The 18,069-nt window shown below is 72.1% G+C and carries 14 protein-coding genes; all 14 read right to left on the reverse strand.

Going from position 1 to position 18,069, the window contains the following annotated elements; translation table 11 throughout:
• Nucleotides 1-323: 323 nt before the first annotated feature.
• The 14 genes from ACZ6CZ_RS24390 to lysA all read right to left on the reverse strand — a co-directional run bounded on the left by ACZ6CZ_RS24390 (nt 324) and on the right by lysA (nt 18,051).
• On the reverse strand, nt 324-1,661 hold the full coding sequence (locus ACZ6CZ_RS24390; protein WP_469024849.1) for an MraY family glycosyltransferase: 1,338 nt from the start codon (nt 1,659-1,661) through the stop codon (nt 324-326).
• 172 nt (nt 1,662-1,833) lie between these two features.
• Entirely contained in the window at nt 1,834-3,096 is a 1,263-nt protein-coding gene (locus ACZ6CZ_RS24395) for a serine hydroxymethyltransferase (RefSeq protein ID WP_469024851.1), read from the reverse strand.
• 115 nt (nt 3,097-3,211) lie between these two features.
• A complete protein-coding gene (locus ACZ6CZ_RS24400) occupies nt 3,212-3,889 on the reverse strand; it encodes an arsenate reductase/protein-tyrosine-phosphatase family protein (protein WP_469024854.1) in 678 nt (225 codons plus the stop codon).
• The gene (locus ACZ6CZ_RS24405; RefSeq protein WP_469024857.1) at nt 3,886-4,533 is read right to left on the reverse strand and encodes an L-threonylcarbamoyladenylate synthase; all 648 of its coding nucleotides are present in this window, start codon (nt 4,531-4,533) and stop codon (nt 3,886-3,888) included. The genes ACZ6CZ_RS24400 and ACZ6CZ_RS24405 overlap by 4 nt, the downstream gene beginning before the upstream one ends.
• Before the next feature lie 52 nt (nt 4,534-4,585).
• A complete protein-coding gene (prmC, locus tag ACZ6CZ_RS24410) occupies nt 4,586-5,431 on the reverse strand; it encodes a peptide chain release factor N(5)-glutamine methyltransferase (RefSeq protein ID WP_469024859.1) in 846 nt (281 codons plus the stop codon).
• Nucleotides 5,432-5,464: 33 nt separating this feature from the next.
• Nucleotides 5,465-6,541, reverse strand: coding sequence for a peptide chain release factor 1 (gene prfA, locus ACZ6CZ_RS24415; RefSeq protein WP_469024862.1), 1,077 nt, complete (start codon nt 6,539-6,541; stop codon nt 5,465-5,467).
• A gap of 107 nt (nt 6,542-6,648) precedes the next feature.
• Nucleotides 6,649-6,873 carry a 50S ribosomal protein L31 gene (rpmE, locus tag ACZ6CZ_RS24420; RefSeq protein ID WP_469024865.1) on the reverse strand — a complete coding sequence of 75 codons (225 nt, stop codon included), beginning with the start codon at nt 6,871-6,873 and terminating at the stop codon, nt 6,649-6,651.
• 124 nt (nt 6,874-6,997) lie between these two features.
• Nucleotides 6,998-8,134: an LCP family protein gene (locus ACZ6CZ_RS24425; protein WP_469024868.1), complete on the reverse strand. Its 1,137-nt coding sequence runs from the start codon at nt 8,132-8,134 to the stop codon at nt 6,998-7,000.
• Nucleotides 8,135-8,340: 206 nt separating this feature from the next.
• Nucleotides 8,341-10,116, reverse strand: coding sequence for a trypsin-like serine protease (locus ACZ6CZ_RS24430; protein WP_469025235.1), 1,776 nt, complete (start codon nt 10,114-10,116; stop codon nt 8,341-8,343).
• Between the two features lie 164 nt (nt 10,117-10,280).
• Nucleotides 10,281-12,359 (reverse strand): transcription termination factor Rho, encoded by a 2,079-nt coding sequence (gene rho, locus ACZ6CZ_RS24435; protein ID WP_469024871.1) that lies wholly within the window; start codon nt 12,357-12,359, stop codon nt 10,281-10,283.
• A 406-nt stretch (nt 12,360-12,765) separates the two neighbouring features.
• Nucleotides 12,766-13,683: a homoserine kinase gene (gene thrB / locus ACZ6CZ_RS24440; RefSeq protein ID WP_469024873.1), complete on the reverse strand. Its 918-nt coding sequence runs from the start codon at nt 13,681-13,683 to the stop codon at nt 12,766-12,768.
• Nucleotides 13,684-14,136: 453 nt separating this feature from the next.
• Nucleotides 14,137-15,195 (reverse strand): threonine synthase, encoded by a 1,059-nt coding sequence (thrC, locus tag ACZ6CZ_RS24445; RefSeq protein ID WP_469024875.1) that lies wholly within the window; start codon nt 15,193-15,195, stop codon nt 14,137-14,139.
• A gap of 6 nt (nt 15,196-15,201) precedes the next feature.
• Nucleotides 15,202-16,500, reverse strand: coding sequence for a homoserine dehydrogenase (locus ACZ6CZ_RS24450; protein ID WP_469025237.1), 1,299 nt, complete (start codon nt 16,498-16,500; stop codon nt 15,202-15,204).
• 159 nt (nt 16,501-16,659) lie between these two features.
• Entirely contained in the window at nt 16,660-18,051 is a 1,392-nt protein-coding gene (gene lysA / locus ACZ6CZ_RS24455) for a diaminopimelate decarboxylase (RefSeq protein ID WP_469024878.1), read from the reverse strand.
• Nucleotides 18,052-18,069 lie beyond the last annotated feature (18 nt).

The following is an 18,069-nucleotide window of genomic DNA, read 5'->3' on the forward strand; positions in this document are numbered from 1 at the left end:
GCTTTCGAAGGGGGCAGGGTGTCGTCATGGACGAGCGTAGTCCCGGGCTGAGTGGTCACCTCACACCAATGGACCCTTGTACCAGGGTCCTTCGGATCTGTCCGGGGTTCTCGTGAACCGTATCACAAACTATTTGATGAGGTCTTTACCTGGTTGGTGTGCTTGCTGTCACACATGAGAGTGACAGTGCGCGTCTGTGCAGAAACCGCGCCCACTTGTCTGGTATTGGGGGAGTATGCTCCCCCACGAGTTGGCAATGCTCTAGTCAGATTCTTACCTTGCCGGACTCACCGAGGAGGCTCCGCGGCGGTGAGGAAGCGGTGTCAGCGGGAGCTGCCCGCACCCCGGCGGTCCAGGAAGCGCGACCGGGCGCCGATGGCGGTGGCCCCGCCGACGGCCGTCGCGCCGGCGGGCCGCACCGGCGGTTCCTCGTCCCCGGCGGGCTCAACGGGCGCTTCCGGTTGCGGCGTTGCGGGTGGCTCGGCCACCGCCCGGCGCCTGCGGTAGCGCGGCGGCACGAACGCCTCCGCCCACACCGGCGTGCGCGGCGTGAAGCGCGGCAGCAGGAGCAGGACCAGTCCGATCGCGCTGAGGAAGACCACCGTCAGCACGATCCACATCGACGCCGAGTTCACCGAGTACGCCAGCGCCCCGAAGCCGATCAGCGCCGACCAGAAGTACATGATCAGCACGGCCCGGCTGTGCGAGTGGCCGATCTCCAGCAGCCGGTGGTGCAGGTGCCCCCGGTCCGCGGCGAAGGGCGACTGGCCGCGCCAGGTGCGCCGCACGATCGCCAGCACCAGGTCGGCGGCCGGCACCGCGATGATCGTCAGCGGCAGCAGCAGCGGGATGTAGACGGGCACCGTCTGGTGCACGGCCGCCTTCTCGGAGCCCGCGTACAGGTTGAGCGCGTCCGGGTCGACCTGGCCGGTGATGGAGATGGCGCCCGCGGCCAGCACCAGCCCGATCAGCATCGAGCCGGAGTCACCCATGAAGATCCGCGCGGGGTGCATGTTGTGCGGCAGGAAGCCCAGGCACATGCCCATCAGGATCGCCGAGAACAGCGTCGCCGGGGCGGCGGCCTCGATGCCGTACGAGTACCAGATGCGGTAGGCGTACAGGAAGAACGCCGCCGCCGCGATGCACACCATGCCGGAGGCGAGGCCGTCCAGGCCGTCGACGAAGTTCACCGCGTTGATCGTGATGACCACGAGCGCCACCGTCAGCAGCGTGCCCTGCCACTGGGTCAGCGCCACGTTGCCGACGCCGGGCACGGGCAGCCACAGGATCGTCAGGCCCTGCATGACCATGACGCCCGCGGCGATCATCTGACCGCCCAGCTTGATCAGCGCGTCGATCTCGAACTTGTCGTCGAGGACACCGATCAGCCAGATCAGCGCGGCGCCGGACAGCAGGGCCCGCGGTTCGTTGGAGGTGGCGAAGACCTGGTTGAGGTTGGTCAGGTGGTCGGCGACCAGCAGACCCGCGCACAGCCCGAAGAACATGGCGATCCCGCCGAGGCGCGGAGTGGGCTCCCGGTGCACGTCACGTGCCCGGATCTCCGGCATGGCTCCGGCCACGATCGCGAACTTCCGTACCGGCCCTGTCAGCAGATACGTCACCGCGGCCGTGATGCAGAGCGTCAGCAGGTATTCACGCACGGGCTTCCCCACAGGTCTCGCTGGCCATCACAGCCCCACACCCTAGCGAGGGACGCATATGTGATGGGACTTCCGGGTGGCGACGATGGTTGCACGCGCACCTGTGCGCACGGCCACCCGGCCTCCCGCACGCGGCCCCCGCCCTCCGGTACGCGGCCGCCGCGGCCCGCGTTCAGCCGGCCCACGCAGCGCAGTCCGGTCCCGGGTACGGCGGGAACCGGCCCGTCAGCTCCCGCACCGCGTCCCGGGCCGCCGCCGGGTCCGTCGCACCGCGCAGCACCGCGCCCAGCAGCGCCCCGATCCGCGTCATCTCCGCCTCCCCCATGCCCTGCGTGGTCACCGCCGCGGTGCCCAGGCGCAGGCCACGGGCGTCACCGTGCGGCAGCACGCAGCAGTCCAGGACGATGCCGGCGGCGGCCAGCCGGCCGCGCGCGGTGCGCCCGTCGACGCCGAGCGGGGCCGGGTCGGCGGTGATCAGGTGGGTGTCGGTGCCCCCGGTGGTGACGGCGAGGCCCTCGGCGGCGAGCCGGGCCGCGAGCGTCCGCGCGTTGACGACCACCTGCCGGGTGTAGGCGGCGAACGCCGGGGTGGCCGCCTCGCCGAACGCGACGGCCTTGGCGGCGATGGTGTGCATCTGCGCGCCGCTCTGGGTGAAGGGGAACACCGCCCGGTCCACGCGTTCCGCCAGCTCGGCGCCGCACAGGATCATCCCGCCGCGCGGCCCGCGCAGCACCTTGTGGGTGGTGGCGCACACCACGTCGGCGTACGGCACCGGGCTGGGCGCCGCTCCCCCGGCGACGAGTCCGATGGGGTGGGCGGCGTCCGCGATCAGGTAGGCCCCGGTCTCGTCGGCGACCTCACGGAAGAAGGCGTAGTCGAGGTGGCGGGGGTAGGCGATCGAGCCGCACACGATCGCCTTGGGCCGGTGGGCGCGGGCCAGCGCGCGGACCTGGTCGTGGTCGACGAGCCCGCTCTCCGCGTCGACGCCGTAGCCGACGAAGTCGAACCAGCGCCCGGAGAAGTTCGCCGGGGAGCCGTGGGTGAGGTGGCCGCCGTGCCGCAGGCCGAGGGCGAGCACGGTGTCGCCGGGGCGCAGCAGGGCGGCGTAGGCGGCCAGCACGGCGGAGGAGCCCGAGTGGGACTGGACGTTGGCGTGCGCGGCCCCGAACAGCGTTTTGGCCCGCTCGACCGCGAGGCGCTCGGCGACGTCGACGATCTCGCAGCCGCCGTGGTGGCGGGCTCCGGGGTATCCCTCGGCGTACTTGTTGGCCAGCGGTGAGCCGAGCGCGCCGAGCACGGCGGGCGAGGTGAAGTTCTCGGCGGCGATCAGCTGGAGCGTGGTGGCCTGCCGGGCCCGTTCCGCCAGCAGGATGTCGGCCAGCTCCGGGTCCTGCCGGCGCAGGACATCGGCCTCGAGGGTGCGGGTGACCGACATGGCGGACTCCGGGACGGTCGACGGTGACGTACGTCCAATGTAGGCCCGGGTCGGGTGGGCTGCGCGGTCGCCGGGGCCCGCCGCGCGGCGGCGGGGGCGGCCCGGGGGCCGGGCCCTACGTGCGCGCGGGTACGCCGGTGAGGGCCGTGACGACCGGGTCCAGCGCCTCGTGTATCTCGTCGCCGACCGACCGGAAGAAGGGCAGCGGGGCGCCGTAGGGGTCGTAGACCTCGTCGGCCTCGGCCGTGGGCGCCAGCAGCCAGCCGCGCAGCGCGGCCGCCGCCCGCACCAGCGCGCGGGCGCGCAGGACCACGCCGTCCTCCAGGGGCGGCAGGGTCGCCGGGTCGATCGCGCGGACCAGACGGGTGAACTCCTTCAGCGTGAAGGTGCGAAGTCCCGCCGAATGGCCCATCGAGATGACCTGGGCGCGGTGGTCGCGGGTGGCGGTCAGCACCAGGTCGGCCCGGATGACGTGCTCGTCGAGGAGTTCCCGGCCGACGAAGCCGGAGGCGTCCGCGCCGAAGTCGGCCAGCACCGCCTCGGCGTTGGCCTCCATCGGGGCGCCCTCGTGGCCCCAGGTGCCCGCGCTCTCCACGATCAGCCCGCCACCGAGGACGCCGAGCCGCTGCGAGAGGAAATGGCGGGTCAGCCGCTCGGTGATCGGCGAGCGGCACACGTTGCCGGTGCTGACGTGGAGGATGCGGAAGCTGTCGCGCGGGAACCCGAACGTCGACGTCCGCTCCGCGCTGCGCTCCCCGTTGCCTATGCCACGCCCCGCGTCAGGGGCCGTCAATTCGCCACCTCGAGGTCGGGTACGACCTTGCGCAGCTCGTCCGGGGAGATGGCGCCCTCGCGCAGCAGCAGCGGCACCTCGCGGCTGACGTCGACGATGGACGAGGGCACGTTGCCCGGGGTCGGGCCGCCGTCGAGGTACACGGAGACGGAGTCGCCGAGCATCCGCTGGGCGGCGTCGCAGTCCTCCGGCGCCGGGTGGCCGGTGAGGTTGGCGGAGGACACGGCCATCGGGCCGACCTCGGTGAGCAGCTCGATGGCGACCGGGTGCAGCGGCATGCGCACGGCGACGGTGCCGCGGGTGTCCCCCAGGTCCCACTGGAGGGACGGCTGGTGCCGGGCGACGAGGGTGAGGGCGCCCGGCCAGAACGCGTCGACCAGTTCCCAGGCCAGCTCGGAGAAGTCCGTGACCAGGCCGTGCAGCGTGTTCGGGGAGCCGATGAGGACGGGGGTGGGCATGGTGCGGCCCCGGCCCTTGGCGGCGAGCAGGTCGGCGACGCCCTCCGAGGAGAACGCGTCCGCGCCGATGCCGTACACCGTGTCGGTCGGCAGCACCACCAGCTCGCCCCGGCGGACGGCGGACGCGGCCTCACGCAGACCGGTCGTGCGGTCGGTCGCGTCGTTGGTGTCGTATCGCCGTGCCATCTCTAGCGGGCCTCCTCGTACACGTGCTGCTGGGTTGACGTCACCGGGGTGCTCACGGCAGCGCCTTGCGGGCGGTGGCGAAGCGGGGCCGGTTGTTGAGGTCGGGGTGGTCGGCCGCGTCGGCCCAGCCGCGCTCCTCGGTGAAGATCCACGGCACCTGTCCGCCCTGCGTGTCGGCGTGCTCGACGACGACGACGCCGCCCGGGCGCAGCAGCCGGTGCGCGGTGCGCTCCAGGCCGCGGATCAGGTCCAGGCCGTCCTCCCCGGAGAACAGCGCCAGCTCGGGGTCGTAGTCGCGGGCCTCCGGCGCGACGTACTCCCATTCGGTCAGCGGGATGTACGGCGGGTTGGAGATGACCAGGTCGACCTGGCCGTCGAGGTCGGGGAAGGCGTCGAGGGCGTTGCCCTGGCGCAGGTCGACCCGGGAGCCCTCGACGTTCTTGCGGGTCCAGCGCAGCGCGTCCTCGGACAGCTCCACGGCGTGCACGCGCGAGCGCGGGACCTCTTGGGCGAGGGCGAGCGCGATGGCTCCGGAGCCGGTGCACAGGTCGACGATGAGCGGCTCGACGACGTCCATGGCGCGTACCGCGTCTATGGCCCAGCCGACCACCGACTCGGTCTCCGGGCGGGGCACGAACACGCCGGGTCCGACCTGGAGTTCCAGGTAGCGGAAGTAGGCCCGCCCGGTGATGTGCTGCAACGGCTCGCGCTGCTCACGCCGGGCGATGACCTCCCAGTAGCGGGCGTCGAAGTCGGAGTCCTTCACGGAGTGCAGCTCGCCCCGCTTCACGCCGTGCACGAACGCGGCCAGCTCCTCCGCGTCGTTGCGCGGCGAGGGCACGCCGGCGTCGGCCAGCCGCTGGGTGGCCTGGGCCACCTCTGCGAGCAGCAGGTTCACGCAAGTCCTCCGGGAGTACTCGTTCGGGCCGGGTTACGCGGCTGCCAGCTTCGCCGCCGAGTCCGCGTCGACGCAGGCCTGGATGACCGCGTCGAGGTCGCCGTCCAGGACCTGGTCCAGGTTGTAGGCCTTGAAGCCGACGCGGTGGTCGGAGATGCGGTTCTCCGGGTAGTTGTACGTGCGGATCTTCTCGGAGCGGTCCACGGTGCGCACCTGGCTGCGGCGGGCGTCGGCGGCCTCCCGCTCCGCCTCCTCCTGCGCGGCCGCGAGCAGCCTGGAGCGCAGGATACGCATCGCCTGCTCCTTGTTCTGGAGCTGGCTCTTCTCGTTCTGGCAGGAGGCGACGACTCCGGTCGGGATGTGCGTGATGCGCACGGCGGAGTCGGTGGTGTTGACGGACTGGCCGCCGGGCCCGGAGGAGCGGTAGACGTCGATGCGCAGGTCGCCCGCGTTGATCTCGACGTCGACCTCCTCGGCCTCCGGGGTGACCAGGACACCGGCCGCGGAGGTGTGGATGCGGCCCTGGGACTCGGTGGCCGGGACGCGCTGCACGCGGTGCACGCCGCCCTCGTACTTCAGGCGGGCCCACACGCCCTGGCCGGGCTCGGTGGCGCCGTTGCCGCCCTTGGTCTTCACCGCGACCTGGACGTCCTTGTAGCCGCCCAGCTCGGACTCGGTGGCGTCGATGATCTCGGTCTTCCAGCCGACGCGCTCGGCGTAGCGCAGGTACATGCGCAGCAGGTCGCCCGCGAACAGCGCCGACTCGTCACCGCCCGCCCCGGCCTTGATCTCCAGGATGACGTCCTTGTCGTCGCTGGGGTCGCGCGGCACGAGCAGCAGGCGCAGCCGCTCGGTCAGCTCCTCGCGCTGCTTCTCCAGGTCCTTCAGCTCGGCGGCGAAGTCGGGGTCGGCGGCGGCGAACTCACGCGCGGTCCCGATGTCGTCACCGGTCCGCTTCCAGGAGCGGTACGTGCCGACGATCGGGGTCAGCTCGGCGTACCGCTTGTTCAGCTTGCGCGCGTTGGCCTGGTCGGAGTGGACCGACGGGTCGGCGAGCTTCTTCTCCAGGTCGGCGTGCTCGGCGACGAGTTCCTCGACGGCCTCGAACATCTTGGGCTCCTGTACTGCGGGGTGAAGGGTAGGCGGGCGACCAAAAACGCCGGTCCCGGCGCACCCTCGGACGAGGGCACGGCCGTGGACCGGCGATTGGGGGCTCGCTACTTCTTGGAGCCGGCGGCAGCCTTGCCGAAGCGGGCCTCGAAGCGGGCCACACGGCCACCGGTGTCGAGGATCTTCTGCTTGCCCGTGTAGAACGGGTGGCACTCGGAGCAGACCTCGGCCCGGATGTTGCCGGACTCGATGGTGCTGCGGGTGGTGAACGACGCGCCGCAGGTGCAGCTGACCTGCGTCTCGACGTACTCGGGGTGGATCTCGCGCTTCAAGGTGTCTCCTAGGTTTCGGGAGGGCGCCGGGTCGCCGTTGCGGGATGCGGCAGGCGTGAACCGGAGCCGACGTACCAGTCTGCCAGGACTGGTGCCATCTCCCCAAACCGGGGGGCGAGCCGTTCTATTCCGCCGCCCCGGGCACCGCCCCCTGGGAGGCGCTCACCACGCCCTGCGCCTGGCCGGTGGCGGCGCCCTCGGTGGCGCTCGCCGGGACCGGCCGGTCGTTCCTCAGCGCGGTCCACACCTGCTGGGCCCTGGCCTTGCGCAGCAGGACGCGGTTGGGATCGGCCGGGTCGTAGCGGACCGGCACGGTGATCATGTCGAGGTGCGAGGCGCCGATGCCCTTGAGGCCGTCCGCGAAGTCCACCAGGGCGTTCACCGAGCCCAGCCCGGAGTCGGTGGTGACGGTCCGGGTCGCGGTGTCGGCGAGGTCGTACAGCTTCTTGGGGCTGCTGAGCAGGCCGACGTGGCTCACCTGTGCCAGCAGCGCCTTGACGAAGGCCTGCTGGAGCTGGATGCGGCCGAGGTCGGAGCCGTCGCCGACGCCGTGCCGGGTGCGGACCAGGCCCAGCGCCTGCGCCCCGGTCAGGGTGTGGGTGCCGGCCGGGAGGTCCAGATGGCTCTGCGGGTCCCGGATGGCCTTGCGCGTGGTGACCCGGACGCCGCCGAGGTCGTCGACGAGTGTGCGGAAGCCGGCGAAGTCGACCTCCAGGTAGTGGTCCATGCGGATGCCGGTGAGGGACTCGACGGTCTTCACGGCGCAGGCGGCGCCGCCGGTGGAGTAGGCGGAGTTGAACATCACGCCGGTCGCGGCCGGATGCGCGGTGCCGCCGGGGCCGGTGCAGGCGGGGCGGTCGACGAGGGTGTCGCGCGGTATGGAGACCACGCCGGCCTTCCGGTGGCCCCGGTAGACGTGGACGATCATCGCGGTGTCCGAGCGGGCGGTGCCGTCGTCGGTGCCGCCGCCGGCCTTACGGTTGGCACCCGAGCGCGTGTCCGAGCCGAGGACCAGGATGTTCTCGGAGCCGTTGTCCGCCTTGGCGGGCCGGTCGCCGCCGAGAGCCTGGTCGATGTCGACGCTGTCGAGGTTGCCGTTGAGCCTGACGTACACGTACCCGGCGCCGGCGCCGCCCAGGACGACGATGCCCGCGGCCGTCCAGGCGGTGACGAGCAGGGCGGTGCGTCGGGCGCTGCGGCGGCGCGGGACCGGACGGTCCGGTCCGGACCGGCCGGGCTCCGGGGTGCTCTCGGCGGACACGGTGCTCCTCGGGTATCGGTGGCGGTCGGATACCCCCTGCGTTCAGGGACAGGCACGGTCGGGCGCGGTCGGTACCGCTCCATCGTCGCCCCACCCGGCGGGGCGGGAAACCCGGGCCGGACCGCCGCAACGCACCGTGCCCGATCCGGGGAGGATCGGGCACGGTGGGTGACGGCTGGGCCGCGGATCACGGAGTGAGCCGCGGGTCAGCCCCAGATGTCGTACTGCTGGTAGCCGGTGCCGAGGGAGACCCTGGTGGCGAAGATCTCGCTGGTGGCCTTGCCGGTGCCCTTGTAGAGGTACAGGGTGCCGCCGGGGGTGCGGGCCAGGAAGTCGGCCTTGCCGTCGCCGCTCACGTCACCGACCGCGTCGAAGGCGTTGTAACCGCTCCAGGTGCGCACCTTGATCCGGCCGGAGAACGCCCCGGTGCCCGCCTTGCCGGTGCCCTTGTACAGGTACACGTAGCTGTTGCTGCCGGACCGGGCGAGCAGGTCGGCCTTGCCGTCGCCGGTGAGGTCGCCGCTGCCGCGCAGGGAGTTGTACTGGTTCCAGCCCGTGCCCACCTTCACGCGGGCCGAGAAGGTGCCGTTGCCCTTGCCCGGGTAGATCCACAGCGCGCCGCCGGAGTCCACGGAGAGCAGGTCGGGCAGGTAGTCGCCCGTGACGTCACCGGGCACGACGATGCGCTTGCGGGTCTTCCAGTCGGTGGCGATCCTCGTCTGGGCCCAGCTGCCGCTGGAGATCACGTAGTGCGTCCAGTAGACGTCGCCGGTCGCGCTGTCGCGGACGACGAGGTCCTGGATGCCGTCGCGGTCGAGGTCGGTCTGCAGGACGACGTTCACACCGTCCCAGTTGCCCCAGGAGACGCGGGTGGCGAGGGAGGTCCCCTTGGAGTCCTTCTCGTAGCCGGTCTTCGTGGAGGCCTCGCGCACCCACAGGTCGGCCTTGTTGTCGGCGTAGCTGAGGTTGGCGTCGGCGAGCTGCGCGTAGGCGGCGCCGACGTAGGTGCTGACCTTGGTGAAGACGCTGTACGCGCCCTTTGCCACGCAGTCCTCGACGCCCCAGGAGACGACGCCGACGACACGGCCGCCCACGACCAGCGGGCCGCCGGAGTCGCCGTTGCAGGCGGTCGTGGTGCCGGTGTCGCTGCCGGTGGCGGGGGTGCCCGCGCACACCATGTGGCCCTTGACGAAGTCGTCCGGGAAGGCGCCGGCACACGTGGTGTCCGACTTCACGGGCAGCGTGGCCGTCTTCAGCGTCTCGGAGATGTCCTGGGTGGTGGAGCTGGTGCGGCCCCAGCCGTAGACCTTGGCGCTGGTGTTCACCGCGTACGAGGCGGTGTCGCCGGACGTCGTCATCCGGATCGGCGTGGCCTTGACCGGGGCGGCGAGCGTGAGGACGGCGATGTCGTTGTCGAGGGTCGCCGCCTTGTACGAGGGGTGGTTCCACTGGCGCTGCACGCCGCTCACGGTGCCGCCGTGCAGGTCGCTGCCGCCGGAGCCGTCGCTGGTGGGCAGCTGGGCGGTGCCGGTGACGACGGCGCCGTTGGTGTACCAGTCGTAGCCCTTGACGCAGTGCGCGGCGGTGAGGATCTTCGTCGGCGAGACGACCGAGCCGCCGCAGAAGAAGCCGAGGTCGTCGCCCTCGTCGGCGGTGCCCTTGTCGTCGTAGTACCAGAGCTGGGCCATCCACGGCGCGGTCGTGATCGTGGTCTGGCTGCCGCCGATGATCTTCGCGTCGACGGTGGCGGGCGCCGTGGTGCCGGCGCTCAGCGACGCCTTCTTCACCGGCTGCCCGGCGGTGTCGTCACCGGCGAGCGCACCGGCGACACGCTGCTCCAGGGCGGCCGGCGACGGTGCGGCGAGGGCCGGCCTGACGGCCGGGGTGGGCAGCGCGGTGGCGGCACCGGCGGAGCTGGACAGCAGGGCCGCCGTCACGGCCGCGGCGGCACCGGCGGCGGCCAGCGGCAGGGCGATGCGGATCCGGCGTCTGTGACGACCGCCGGACGTGGGTGTGCTCAAGGGAGGTCCCCCCAGGAAGACGCAGAGTGTGGTGGGGCGCTTCACCGGCGCCCCGCTCTCTCTGCGCCAAAAGGCCGCCCCCCGTTACCGGAGCAACGGGGGGCGGCCTGCGGGGCGTCGGTGACTCAGTCGCCGTTGCCCGGGGTCGGCGTCGTCTTCTGGATCTGCATCAGGAACTCGCCGTTCGACTTGGTCTGCTTCATCTTGTCGAGCAGCAGCTCGATCGCCTGCTGCTGGTCGAGTGCGTGCAGCACCCGGCGCAGCTTCCAGACGACCGCCAGCTCGTCGTTGCCGAGCAGGATCTCTTCCTTACGGGTACCGGAAGCGTCAACGTCCACCGCCGGGAAGATGCGCTTGTCGGCGAGCTTGCGGTCGAGCTTCAGCTCCATGTTGCCGGTGCCCTTGAACTCCTCGAAGATCACCTCGTCCATGCGGGAGCCGGTGTCGACCAGGGCCGTGGCCAGGATGGTGAGCGAGCCACCGTCCTCGATGTTGCGCGCCGCGCCGAAGAACCGCTTCGGCGGGTACAGCGCGGTCGAGTCGACACCACCGGACAGGATGCGGCCGGAGGCCGGGGCGGCGAGGTTGTAGGCACGGCCCAGACGCGTGATCGAGTCGAGCAGGACGACCACGTCGTGACCCAGCTCCACCAGGCGCTTGGCACGCTCGATGGCCAGCTCGGCGACCGTGGTGTGGTCCTCGGCCGGACGGTCGAAGGTCGAGGAGATGACCTCGCCCTTGACCGACCGCTGCATGTCGGTGACCTCTTCCGGACGCTCGTCGACCAGGACGACCATCAGGTGGCACTCGGGGTTGTTGTGGGTGATCGCGTTGGCGACCGCCTGCATGATCATGGTCTTGCCGGTCTTCGGCGGGGCCACGATCAGACCGCGCTGGCCCTTGCCGATCGGCGACACGAGGTCGATGATCCGGGTCGTCAGCACACCCGGGTCCGTCTCCAGGCGGAGGCGGTCCTGCGGGTAGAGCGGGGTCAGCTTGTTGAACTCCGGGCGGCCGCGGCCGTGTTCGGGCGCCATGCCGTTCACGGAGTCGAGCCGGACCAGCGCGTTGAACTTCTCGCGCCGCTCGCCCTCCTTCGGCTGGCGGACCGCGCCGGTGACGTGGTCGCCCTTGCGCAGGCCGTTCTTGCGGACCTGGGCGAGGGAGACGTACACGTCGTTGGGACCGGGCAGGTAGCCCGAGGTCCGGATGAAGGCGTAGTTGTCGAGGATGTCCAGGATGCCCGCGACGGGGATCAGGACGTCGTCGTCGGCGACCTGCGGCTCGGCGATCTCGTCGCGGCCGCGACGGCCCCGGCGGTCGCGGTAGCGGCCCCGGCGGCCGCGCCGGCCGCCCTCGAAGTCGTCGTCGTCCTGCGGGCCGGCGTTGCGGTCCTGACGGCCGCCCTGCGGCTGGCTCTGCTGGCCGCCGCCGCGCTGGCCGCCCTGGCCCTGCTGGTCGTCGCCCTTGCCACGGCGGTCCCGGCCGTCACGGTCGCGGCCCTCGCGGTCCCGGCCGTCACGGTCGCGTCCGTCGCGGTCGCGGCCGCGCTCACGGCGGTCGCGGCGGCGGCCCTCGCCGTCACCGGCGTCGCCCTTGGCCTCGCCCTGCTGCGTCTGCGCGGGCGTCTCGGCCCTGGCCTCGCCCTTCGCCTCGGCGGCGACGGTCTCGGCGCCGGCGGGGCTGCCCGCGTCGGCGGTGGCACGGCGGCGGCGGCGCTCGGCCGGGGCGTCGTCGCCCCCGCGGTCGGCCTCCGCCCCGCGCTCGGCCGCGCTCGCGCGGGAGGGGCCTCCGGCGGGCTGGCCGGGGATCTCGATCTGCTGCTGGGCCACGGCCTTCTCGGCCGGGGCCTCGGCCACCTTCTCGGCCTTCTTCTCGGCGTCGTCGCCGGTACGGGTCCGCGAGGTGGTCCGGCGCTTCGGCTTGGTCTCGGCGCCGGCGTCGGCCTTGGCGGCCGGGGCGCCGCCGGAGGAGGCCTGCGCCTCCTTGATGACCTCGATCAGCTGGCTCTTGCGCATGCGCGCCGTGCCCCTGATGCCGAGGCCCGAGGCGACCTGCTGCAACTCGGCCAGCACCATGCCCTCGAGGCCGGTACCGCGGCGCCGCCGGGAGCCGGCACCGGTGGCAGGCGCGGAGGCGTCCGTGGCGGGCGCGGCAGCGGTCTCCTCGACACGTGCGCCCATCAGATCGGTGGTGTCGCTCACGAAGGGTCCTTCCCTGGAGCGGACGTCGGCCTGTCTGGCTCGGCGACCGGTTGTGCTGTCCGGCTGCGGTCCTGTCTTGAGTGGACCGTGCCGGGGCGGTGGTCCGCCAAAGGCGGCGGAAGAGGAATTTCTGGTGATGGCGCTTCCGCGAGTCGTGGCACCCGGTGTCACGTGGCGTGGTCGCACCGATTCCGGAGCGTGCCCTGCGGCCTGCTCAGCGCCCTCGCACGGCGTACTGCCCAGGTACGACGTACGGAACACGGAGTGGCTTGGGAGGCTCCCGGAAGAATGTCTGTCCCGGACGGGGACACAAAGCACCTCGCCATGGTGGGGTCGGGTGCAGACTTGAGGTTAACACTACCGGATCCAACAAACATTCCCCCTCTCGAAATCCGGCAACCGTGTGTCAGGGCGCAAGCGGCAGCACGCTCGCTCCCCGCGCGTCGAGGTTCAGCCGGTTGGCGGCCCAGCCCTCGCCCGCGAGGTGGGACACCTTGTCGGCGCTGCCGGCGTCGGCCAGCGCCATGACGGTGGGACCGGCGCCGGAGATCACCGCGGGGATCCCGTCGCCGCGCAGCCGCTCCACCAGCGCGGCGCTCTCCGGCATGGCCGGGGCGCGGTACTCCTGGTGCAGGCGGTCCTCGGTGGCGGGCAGCAGCAGCTCGGGGCGCCTGGTCAGGGCCTCGACGAGCAGTGCGGCGCGGCCCGCGTTGGCGGCGGCGTCGACGTGCGGCACGGTGCGCGGGAGCAGGCCGCGCGCGGTCTCGGTCAGGACCGGCTTACCGGGGACGAAAACCACCGGAACGATGGAATCACGGGGCTCCATCCTGATCGCGCGGGCGGCGCCGGCCTCCATCCAGGACAGCGTGAAGCCGCCCAGCAGACAGGCCGCGACGTTGTCGGGGTGGCCCTCGATCTCGGTGGCCAGTTCCAGCAGCGCGGCGTCGTCGAGGCGCGCCTCGCCGCCTATGGTCACCGCGCGCGCGGCGACGATGCCGGCGCAGATGGCGGCGGAGGAGGAGCCCAGGCCACGGCCGTGCGGGATCCGGTTGGCGCAGACGATCTCCAGGCCCCGGGGCTGCCCGCCGAGCAGGTCGAAGGCGGTGCGCAGGGAGCGGACCAGGAGGTGGTTCTCGTCGCGCGGCAGGGTCTCCTCGCCCTCACCCGCGATGTCGATGTGCAGCCCGGAGTCGGCCACCCGGACGACGACGTCGTCGTAGAGCCCCAGCGCGAGGCCCAGGGCGTCGAAGCCCGGGCCGAGGTTGGCGCTGGTGGCGGGGACGCGCACCCGGACGGCGGCGGCGCGGAACGCTGGACCGGCCATCGCTCGTTGACTCTCCTTGAGCTGCGTGATGGTCGAATGACATTCGATACGTACGAAAGGGGCCCCGGGCCGCTGCGAAGGTGCGGCACCGTGTCATATGCCTGGGCATATGCGGCGGGCGGGTTCGGTACAGCCTATCGAAGGAAGGTTCTGTGGCGACATAGGGCGCACGGGAGGCGCACGATGCGTGTCGCAAGCCCCCTGTGCACCGGGCCCCGGAGGGCCGGCTCACCTGGTCCGCGCGGGTGCCGTCGCCCTGGTCCCGGGCGGTGCGGTTCCCCGGCCGGGGAGGTGGGTCGGGCCGGGCGCGGGAGGCCGCCCGCACCGGAGGGGAAGCGGTCCGCCGCACCCGGATGTCCGGATGTCACGGCGGATGCCGGGCCGGATGTCACGCGGTGTTCACGTGCGCGCGCCGCCCGCCCGGGGGTCTCCCGAGCGGGCCGCGAGACGTTCTCAGGCGAGGCCCAGCCGCTCGGCCGCGGTGGCCGCGTCGACCGGCACGGTGACCGGCTGCGGGGCGCCGGCGACGGCCCAGTCGGGGTCCTTCAGACCGTTGCCGGTGACCGTGCACACGATCCGCTGCCCCGGGTCGACCTTGCCCTGCTCGGCCGCCTTCAGCAGACCGGCCACGGACGCGGCGGACGCGGGCTCCACGAACACGCCCTCCTGTGCCGCCAACAGCCGGTAGGCGCGCAGGATCTCACGGTCCGTCACCTCGTCGATGGCACCGCCCGACTCGTCCCGCGCAGCGAGGGCGTAGTTCCAGGAGGCGGGGTTGCCGATGCGGATCGCGGTGGCGATCGTCGACGGGTCCTTGACCACCTCGCCGCGCACGATCGGGGCGCTGCCCGCGGCCTGGAAACCCCACATACGGGGCGTCCGGGATGCGATGCCGTCGGCGGCGTACTCGGTGTACCCCTTCCAGTACGCGGTGATGTTGCCCGCGTTGCCGACCGGCAGGACGTGGATGTCGGGGGCGTCGCCGAGCATGTCGACGATCTCGAAGGCGGCCGTCTTCTGGCCCTCGATGCGCACTGGGTTCACCGAATTGACCAGCGCCACCGGGTAGTTGTCGCTCAGGCTGCGAGCGAGCGTCAGGCAGTCGTCGAAGTTCCCGTCGACCTGGAGGATCTTCGCGCCGTGCACGAGGGCCTGGCCCATCTTGCCGAGCGCGATCTTGCCCTGCGGGACCAGGACGGCCGACACCATGCCGGCGCGCACCGCGTACGCGGCGGCGCTCGCGGAGGTGTTGCCGGTGGAGGCGCAGATGACGGCCTTCGCACCCTCCTCCTTGGCCCGCGTGATGGCCATGGTCATGCCGCGGTCCTTGAAGGACCCGGTGGGGTTGGCTCCCTCCACCTTCAGGTGGACCTCGCAGCCCGTGCGCTCGGAGAGCACCTGCGCGGGCACGAGCGGCGTACCGCCCTCGCGGAGCGTCACGACCGGCGTGCTGTCGGTGACCGGAAGCCGGTCCCGGTACTCCTCGATGATTCCGCGCCACTGGTGGGTCATTGCTGGTTACTCTCCTTCAACCCGCATGATGCTGGCGACACCCCGCACGGTGTCCAGCTTGCGCAGCGCCTCGACGGTCCCGGTGAGGGAGGCGTCGGAGGCCCGGTGGGTGACGACGACGAGGGAGGCCTCGCCGACTCCGTCCTGTCGTGACTGCTGCCGAACCGTGTCGATGGACACGCCGTGCTCAGCGAACACGGTGGCCACCTGGGCGAGGACGCCCGGTTTGTCGGCGACGTCCAGGCTGATGTGGTAGCGCGTGACGACGTGGCCCATCGGCGAGACGGGCAGGGCGGCATACGCCGACTCGCCGGGCCCCGTTGCCCCGCTCAGTCGGTTGCGGCAGACGGCGACGAGGTCGCCGAGGACCGCGGAGGCGGTGGGCGCACCGCCGGCGCCGGGGCCGTAGAACATCAGCTGCCCGGCGGCGTCGGACTCGACGAACACCGCGTTGTACGCGCCGCGCACGGAGGCGAGCGGGTGGGTCAGCGGGATCATCGCGGGATGCACGCGCGCGGTGACGGACGCCCCGTCCTTGGCGCGCTCACAGATGGCGAGGAGCTTGATGGTGCAGCCCATCGCGCGGGCCGAGGCGAAGTCGGCCGCGGTCACCTCGGTCATGCCCTCGCGGTAGACGTCGTCGAGGCGCACGCGCGTGTGGAAGGCGATACCGGCGAGGATGGCGGCCTTGGCGGCGGCGTCGAAGGCCTCGACGTCGGCGGTGGGGTCGGCCTCGGCGTACCCGAGCGCGGTGGCCTCGTCGAGCGCCTCCTGGTAGCCGGCTCCGGTGGAGTCCATCTTGTCCAGGATGAAGTTCGTGGTGCCGTTGACGATGCCGAGCACCCGGTTGACCTTGTCACCGGCGAGGGACTCGCGCAGCGGCCGGATCAGCGGGATCGCGCCGGCCACGGCGGCCTCGTAGTAGAGGTCCTTGTCGTGCTCCTCGGCGACGCCGTGCAGCGCGGCCCCGTCCTGGGCGAGGAGGGCCTTGTTGGCGGAGACGACCGACGCGCCGTGCTCGAAGGCGGTGGTGATGAGCGTCCGGGCGGGCTCGATGCCCCCGATGACCTCCACGACGACGTCGATGTCGCCGCGCTTGACGAGGGCGGTGGCGTCCGTGGTGACCAGGGCCGGGTCGATGCCCTCGCGGACCTTGGAGGGCCGGCGGACCGCGACTCCGGCCAGCTCCACCGGTGCCCCGATGCGGGCGGCGAGGTCGGCGGCGTGCGTCGTCATGATGCGCGCCACCTCTGAGCCGACCACTCCACAGCCCAGCAGCGCCACCTTCAGCGGACGCGTACGCATCATCCGACCTCGTTTCCTCATACCTACGGTTGGACCAGTCTCACTCACCGGACGGCAGTTTCTACCCTTGGTCCGGATCGTGAGACATCAATTTCGTCCGGCGAACGGCAATCCCCGAAAGATCTCCCGCCCCCGGTACGTCAGCCGGCGCCATGCATGTCATCCGACGTCGAGGCGCAGCAGATCCTCCTCCGTCTCGCGCCGGACGATGACCCGGGCCTCCCCGTCGCGCACCGCGACGACCGGCGGCCGCAGCACGTGGTTGTAGTTGCTGGCCATGGACCGGCAGTAGGCACCGGTGGCGGGTACGGCGATCAGGTCGCCCGGCGCCAGGTCCGCGGGCAGGAACGCGTCCTTGACCACGATGTCCCCGCTCTCGCAGTGCTTGCCGACGATGCGCACCAGCATCGGCTCGGCGTCGGAGGTCCGCGAGGCCAGGGCGACGCTGTACGCGGCGTCGTACAGCGCGGTGCGGATGTTGTCGGACATGCCGCCGTCGACGGAGACGTACGTGCGCAGCCCCTCCAGCGGCTTGACCGTGCCGACCTCGTACAGCGTGAACGCGGTCGGCCCGACGACCGCGCGCCCGGGCTCCACGGAGATCCGCGGCGTGCGCAGCCCGGCGCCGGCGCACTCGCGGCCGACGATCTCGGTCAGCGCCTTGGCGATCTCGTGCGGCTCGCGCGGGTCGTCGTCGCTGGTGTAGGCGATGCCGAGGCCGCCGCCGAGGTCGATCTCGGGCAGCTCGACACCGTGCTCGTCGCGCACCTCCCGCAGCAGTCCGACGACCCGGTGGGCCGCGACCTCGAAGCCCGACATGTCGAAGATCTGCGACCCGATGTGCGAGTGGATGCCGATCAGCTCCAGCCCGTCGAGCTTCAGCGCCCGGCGCACCGCCTCGGCGGCCTGGCCGCCGGCCAGCGGGATGCCGAACTTCTGGTCCTCGTGGGCGGTGGCGATGAACTCGTGGGTGTGCGCCTCGACACCGACGGTGATGCGGATCTGCACCTTCTGGCGCCGGCCGAGGGACTGGGCGATGTGGGCGACGCGCACGATCTCCTGGAAGGAGTCGAGGACGATCCGCCCGACACCGGCCTCGACGGCCCGCTCGATCTCGGCGGGGGACTTGTTGTTGCCGTGGAAGGCGATGCGGTCGGCGGGCAGGCCGGCGGACAGGGCGGTCGCCAGCTCGCCGCCCGAGCAGACGTCGAGGTTCAGCCCCTCCTCGTGCAGCCAGCGCACGACGGCCCGGGAGAGGAACGCCTTGCCCGCGTAGAAGACGTCGGCGCCGTCGCCGAAGGCGGTGCGCCAGGCCCGCGCCCGGGCGCGGAAGTCGGCCTCGTCGAGGAAGTAGGCGGGGGTGCCGAACTCCTCGGCGAGCCGCTTGACGTCGATCCCGCCCACGGTGACGACACCGTCGCGGTCGCGGCCGACGGTCTGGGCCCACACCTTGGGGTCCAGCCGGTTGAGGTCGGTGGGCGGAGCGGCGTAGTGGCCCTCGGGAAGGACATCGGCGTGACGGGGCCCGGCGGGGTGTGCGGAACGGCTCATGATGTGTCCGGTGACTCT

The organism is Streptomyces sp. NPDC041135, assembly GCF_055592085.1.

What these genes read in the sequence shown, in the direction of transcription:
- ACZ6CZ_RS24395 (WP_469024851.1), bottom strand. Translation starts at nt 3,096, where the DNA reads ATGTCGGTCACCCGCACCCTCGAGGCCGATGTCCTGCGCCGGCAGGAC.
- ACZ6CZ_RS24405 (WP_469024857.1), bottom strand. Translation starts at nt 4,533, where the DNA reads ATGGCACGGCGATACGACACCAACGACGCGACCGACCGCACGACCGGT.
- prfA (WP_469024862.1), bottom strand. Translation starts at nt 6,541, where the DNA reads ATGTTCGAGGCCGTCGAGGAACTCGTCGCCGAGCACGCCGACCTGGAG.
- thrB (WP_469024873.1), bottom strand. Translation starts at nt 13,683, where the DNA reads ATGGCCGGTCCAGCGTTCCGCGCCGCCGCCGTCCGGGTGCGCGTCCCC.
- thrC (WP_469024875.1), bottom strand. Translation starts at nt 15,195, where the DNA reads ATGACCCACCAGTGGCGCGGAATCATCGAGGAGTACCGGGACCGGCTT.
- ACZ6CZ_RS24450 (WP_469025237.1), bottom strand. Translation starts at nt 16,500, where the DNA reads ATGCGTACGCGTCCGCTGAAGGTGGCGCTGCTGGGCTGTGGAGTGGTC.
- lysA (WP_469024878.1), bottom strand. Translation starts at nt 18,051, where the DNA reads ATGAGCCGTTCCGCACACCCCGCCGGGCCCCGTCACGCCGATGTCCTT.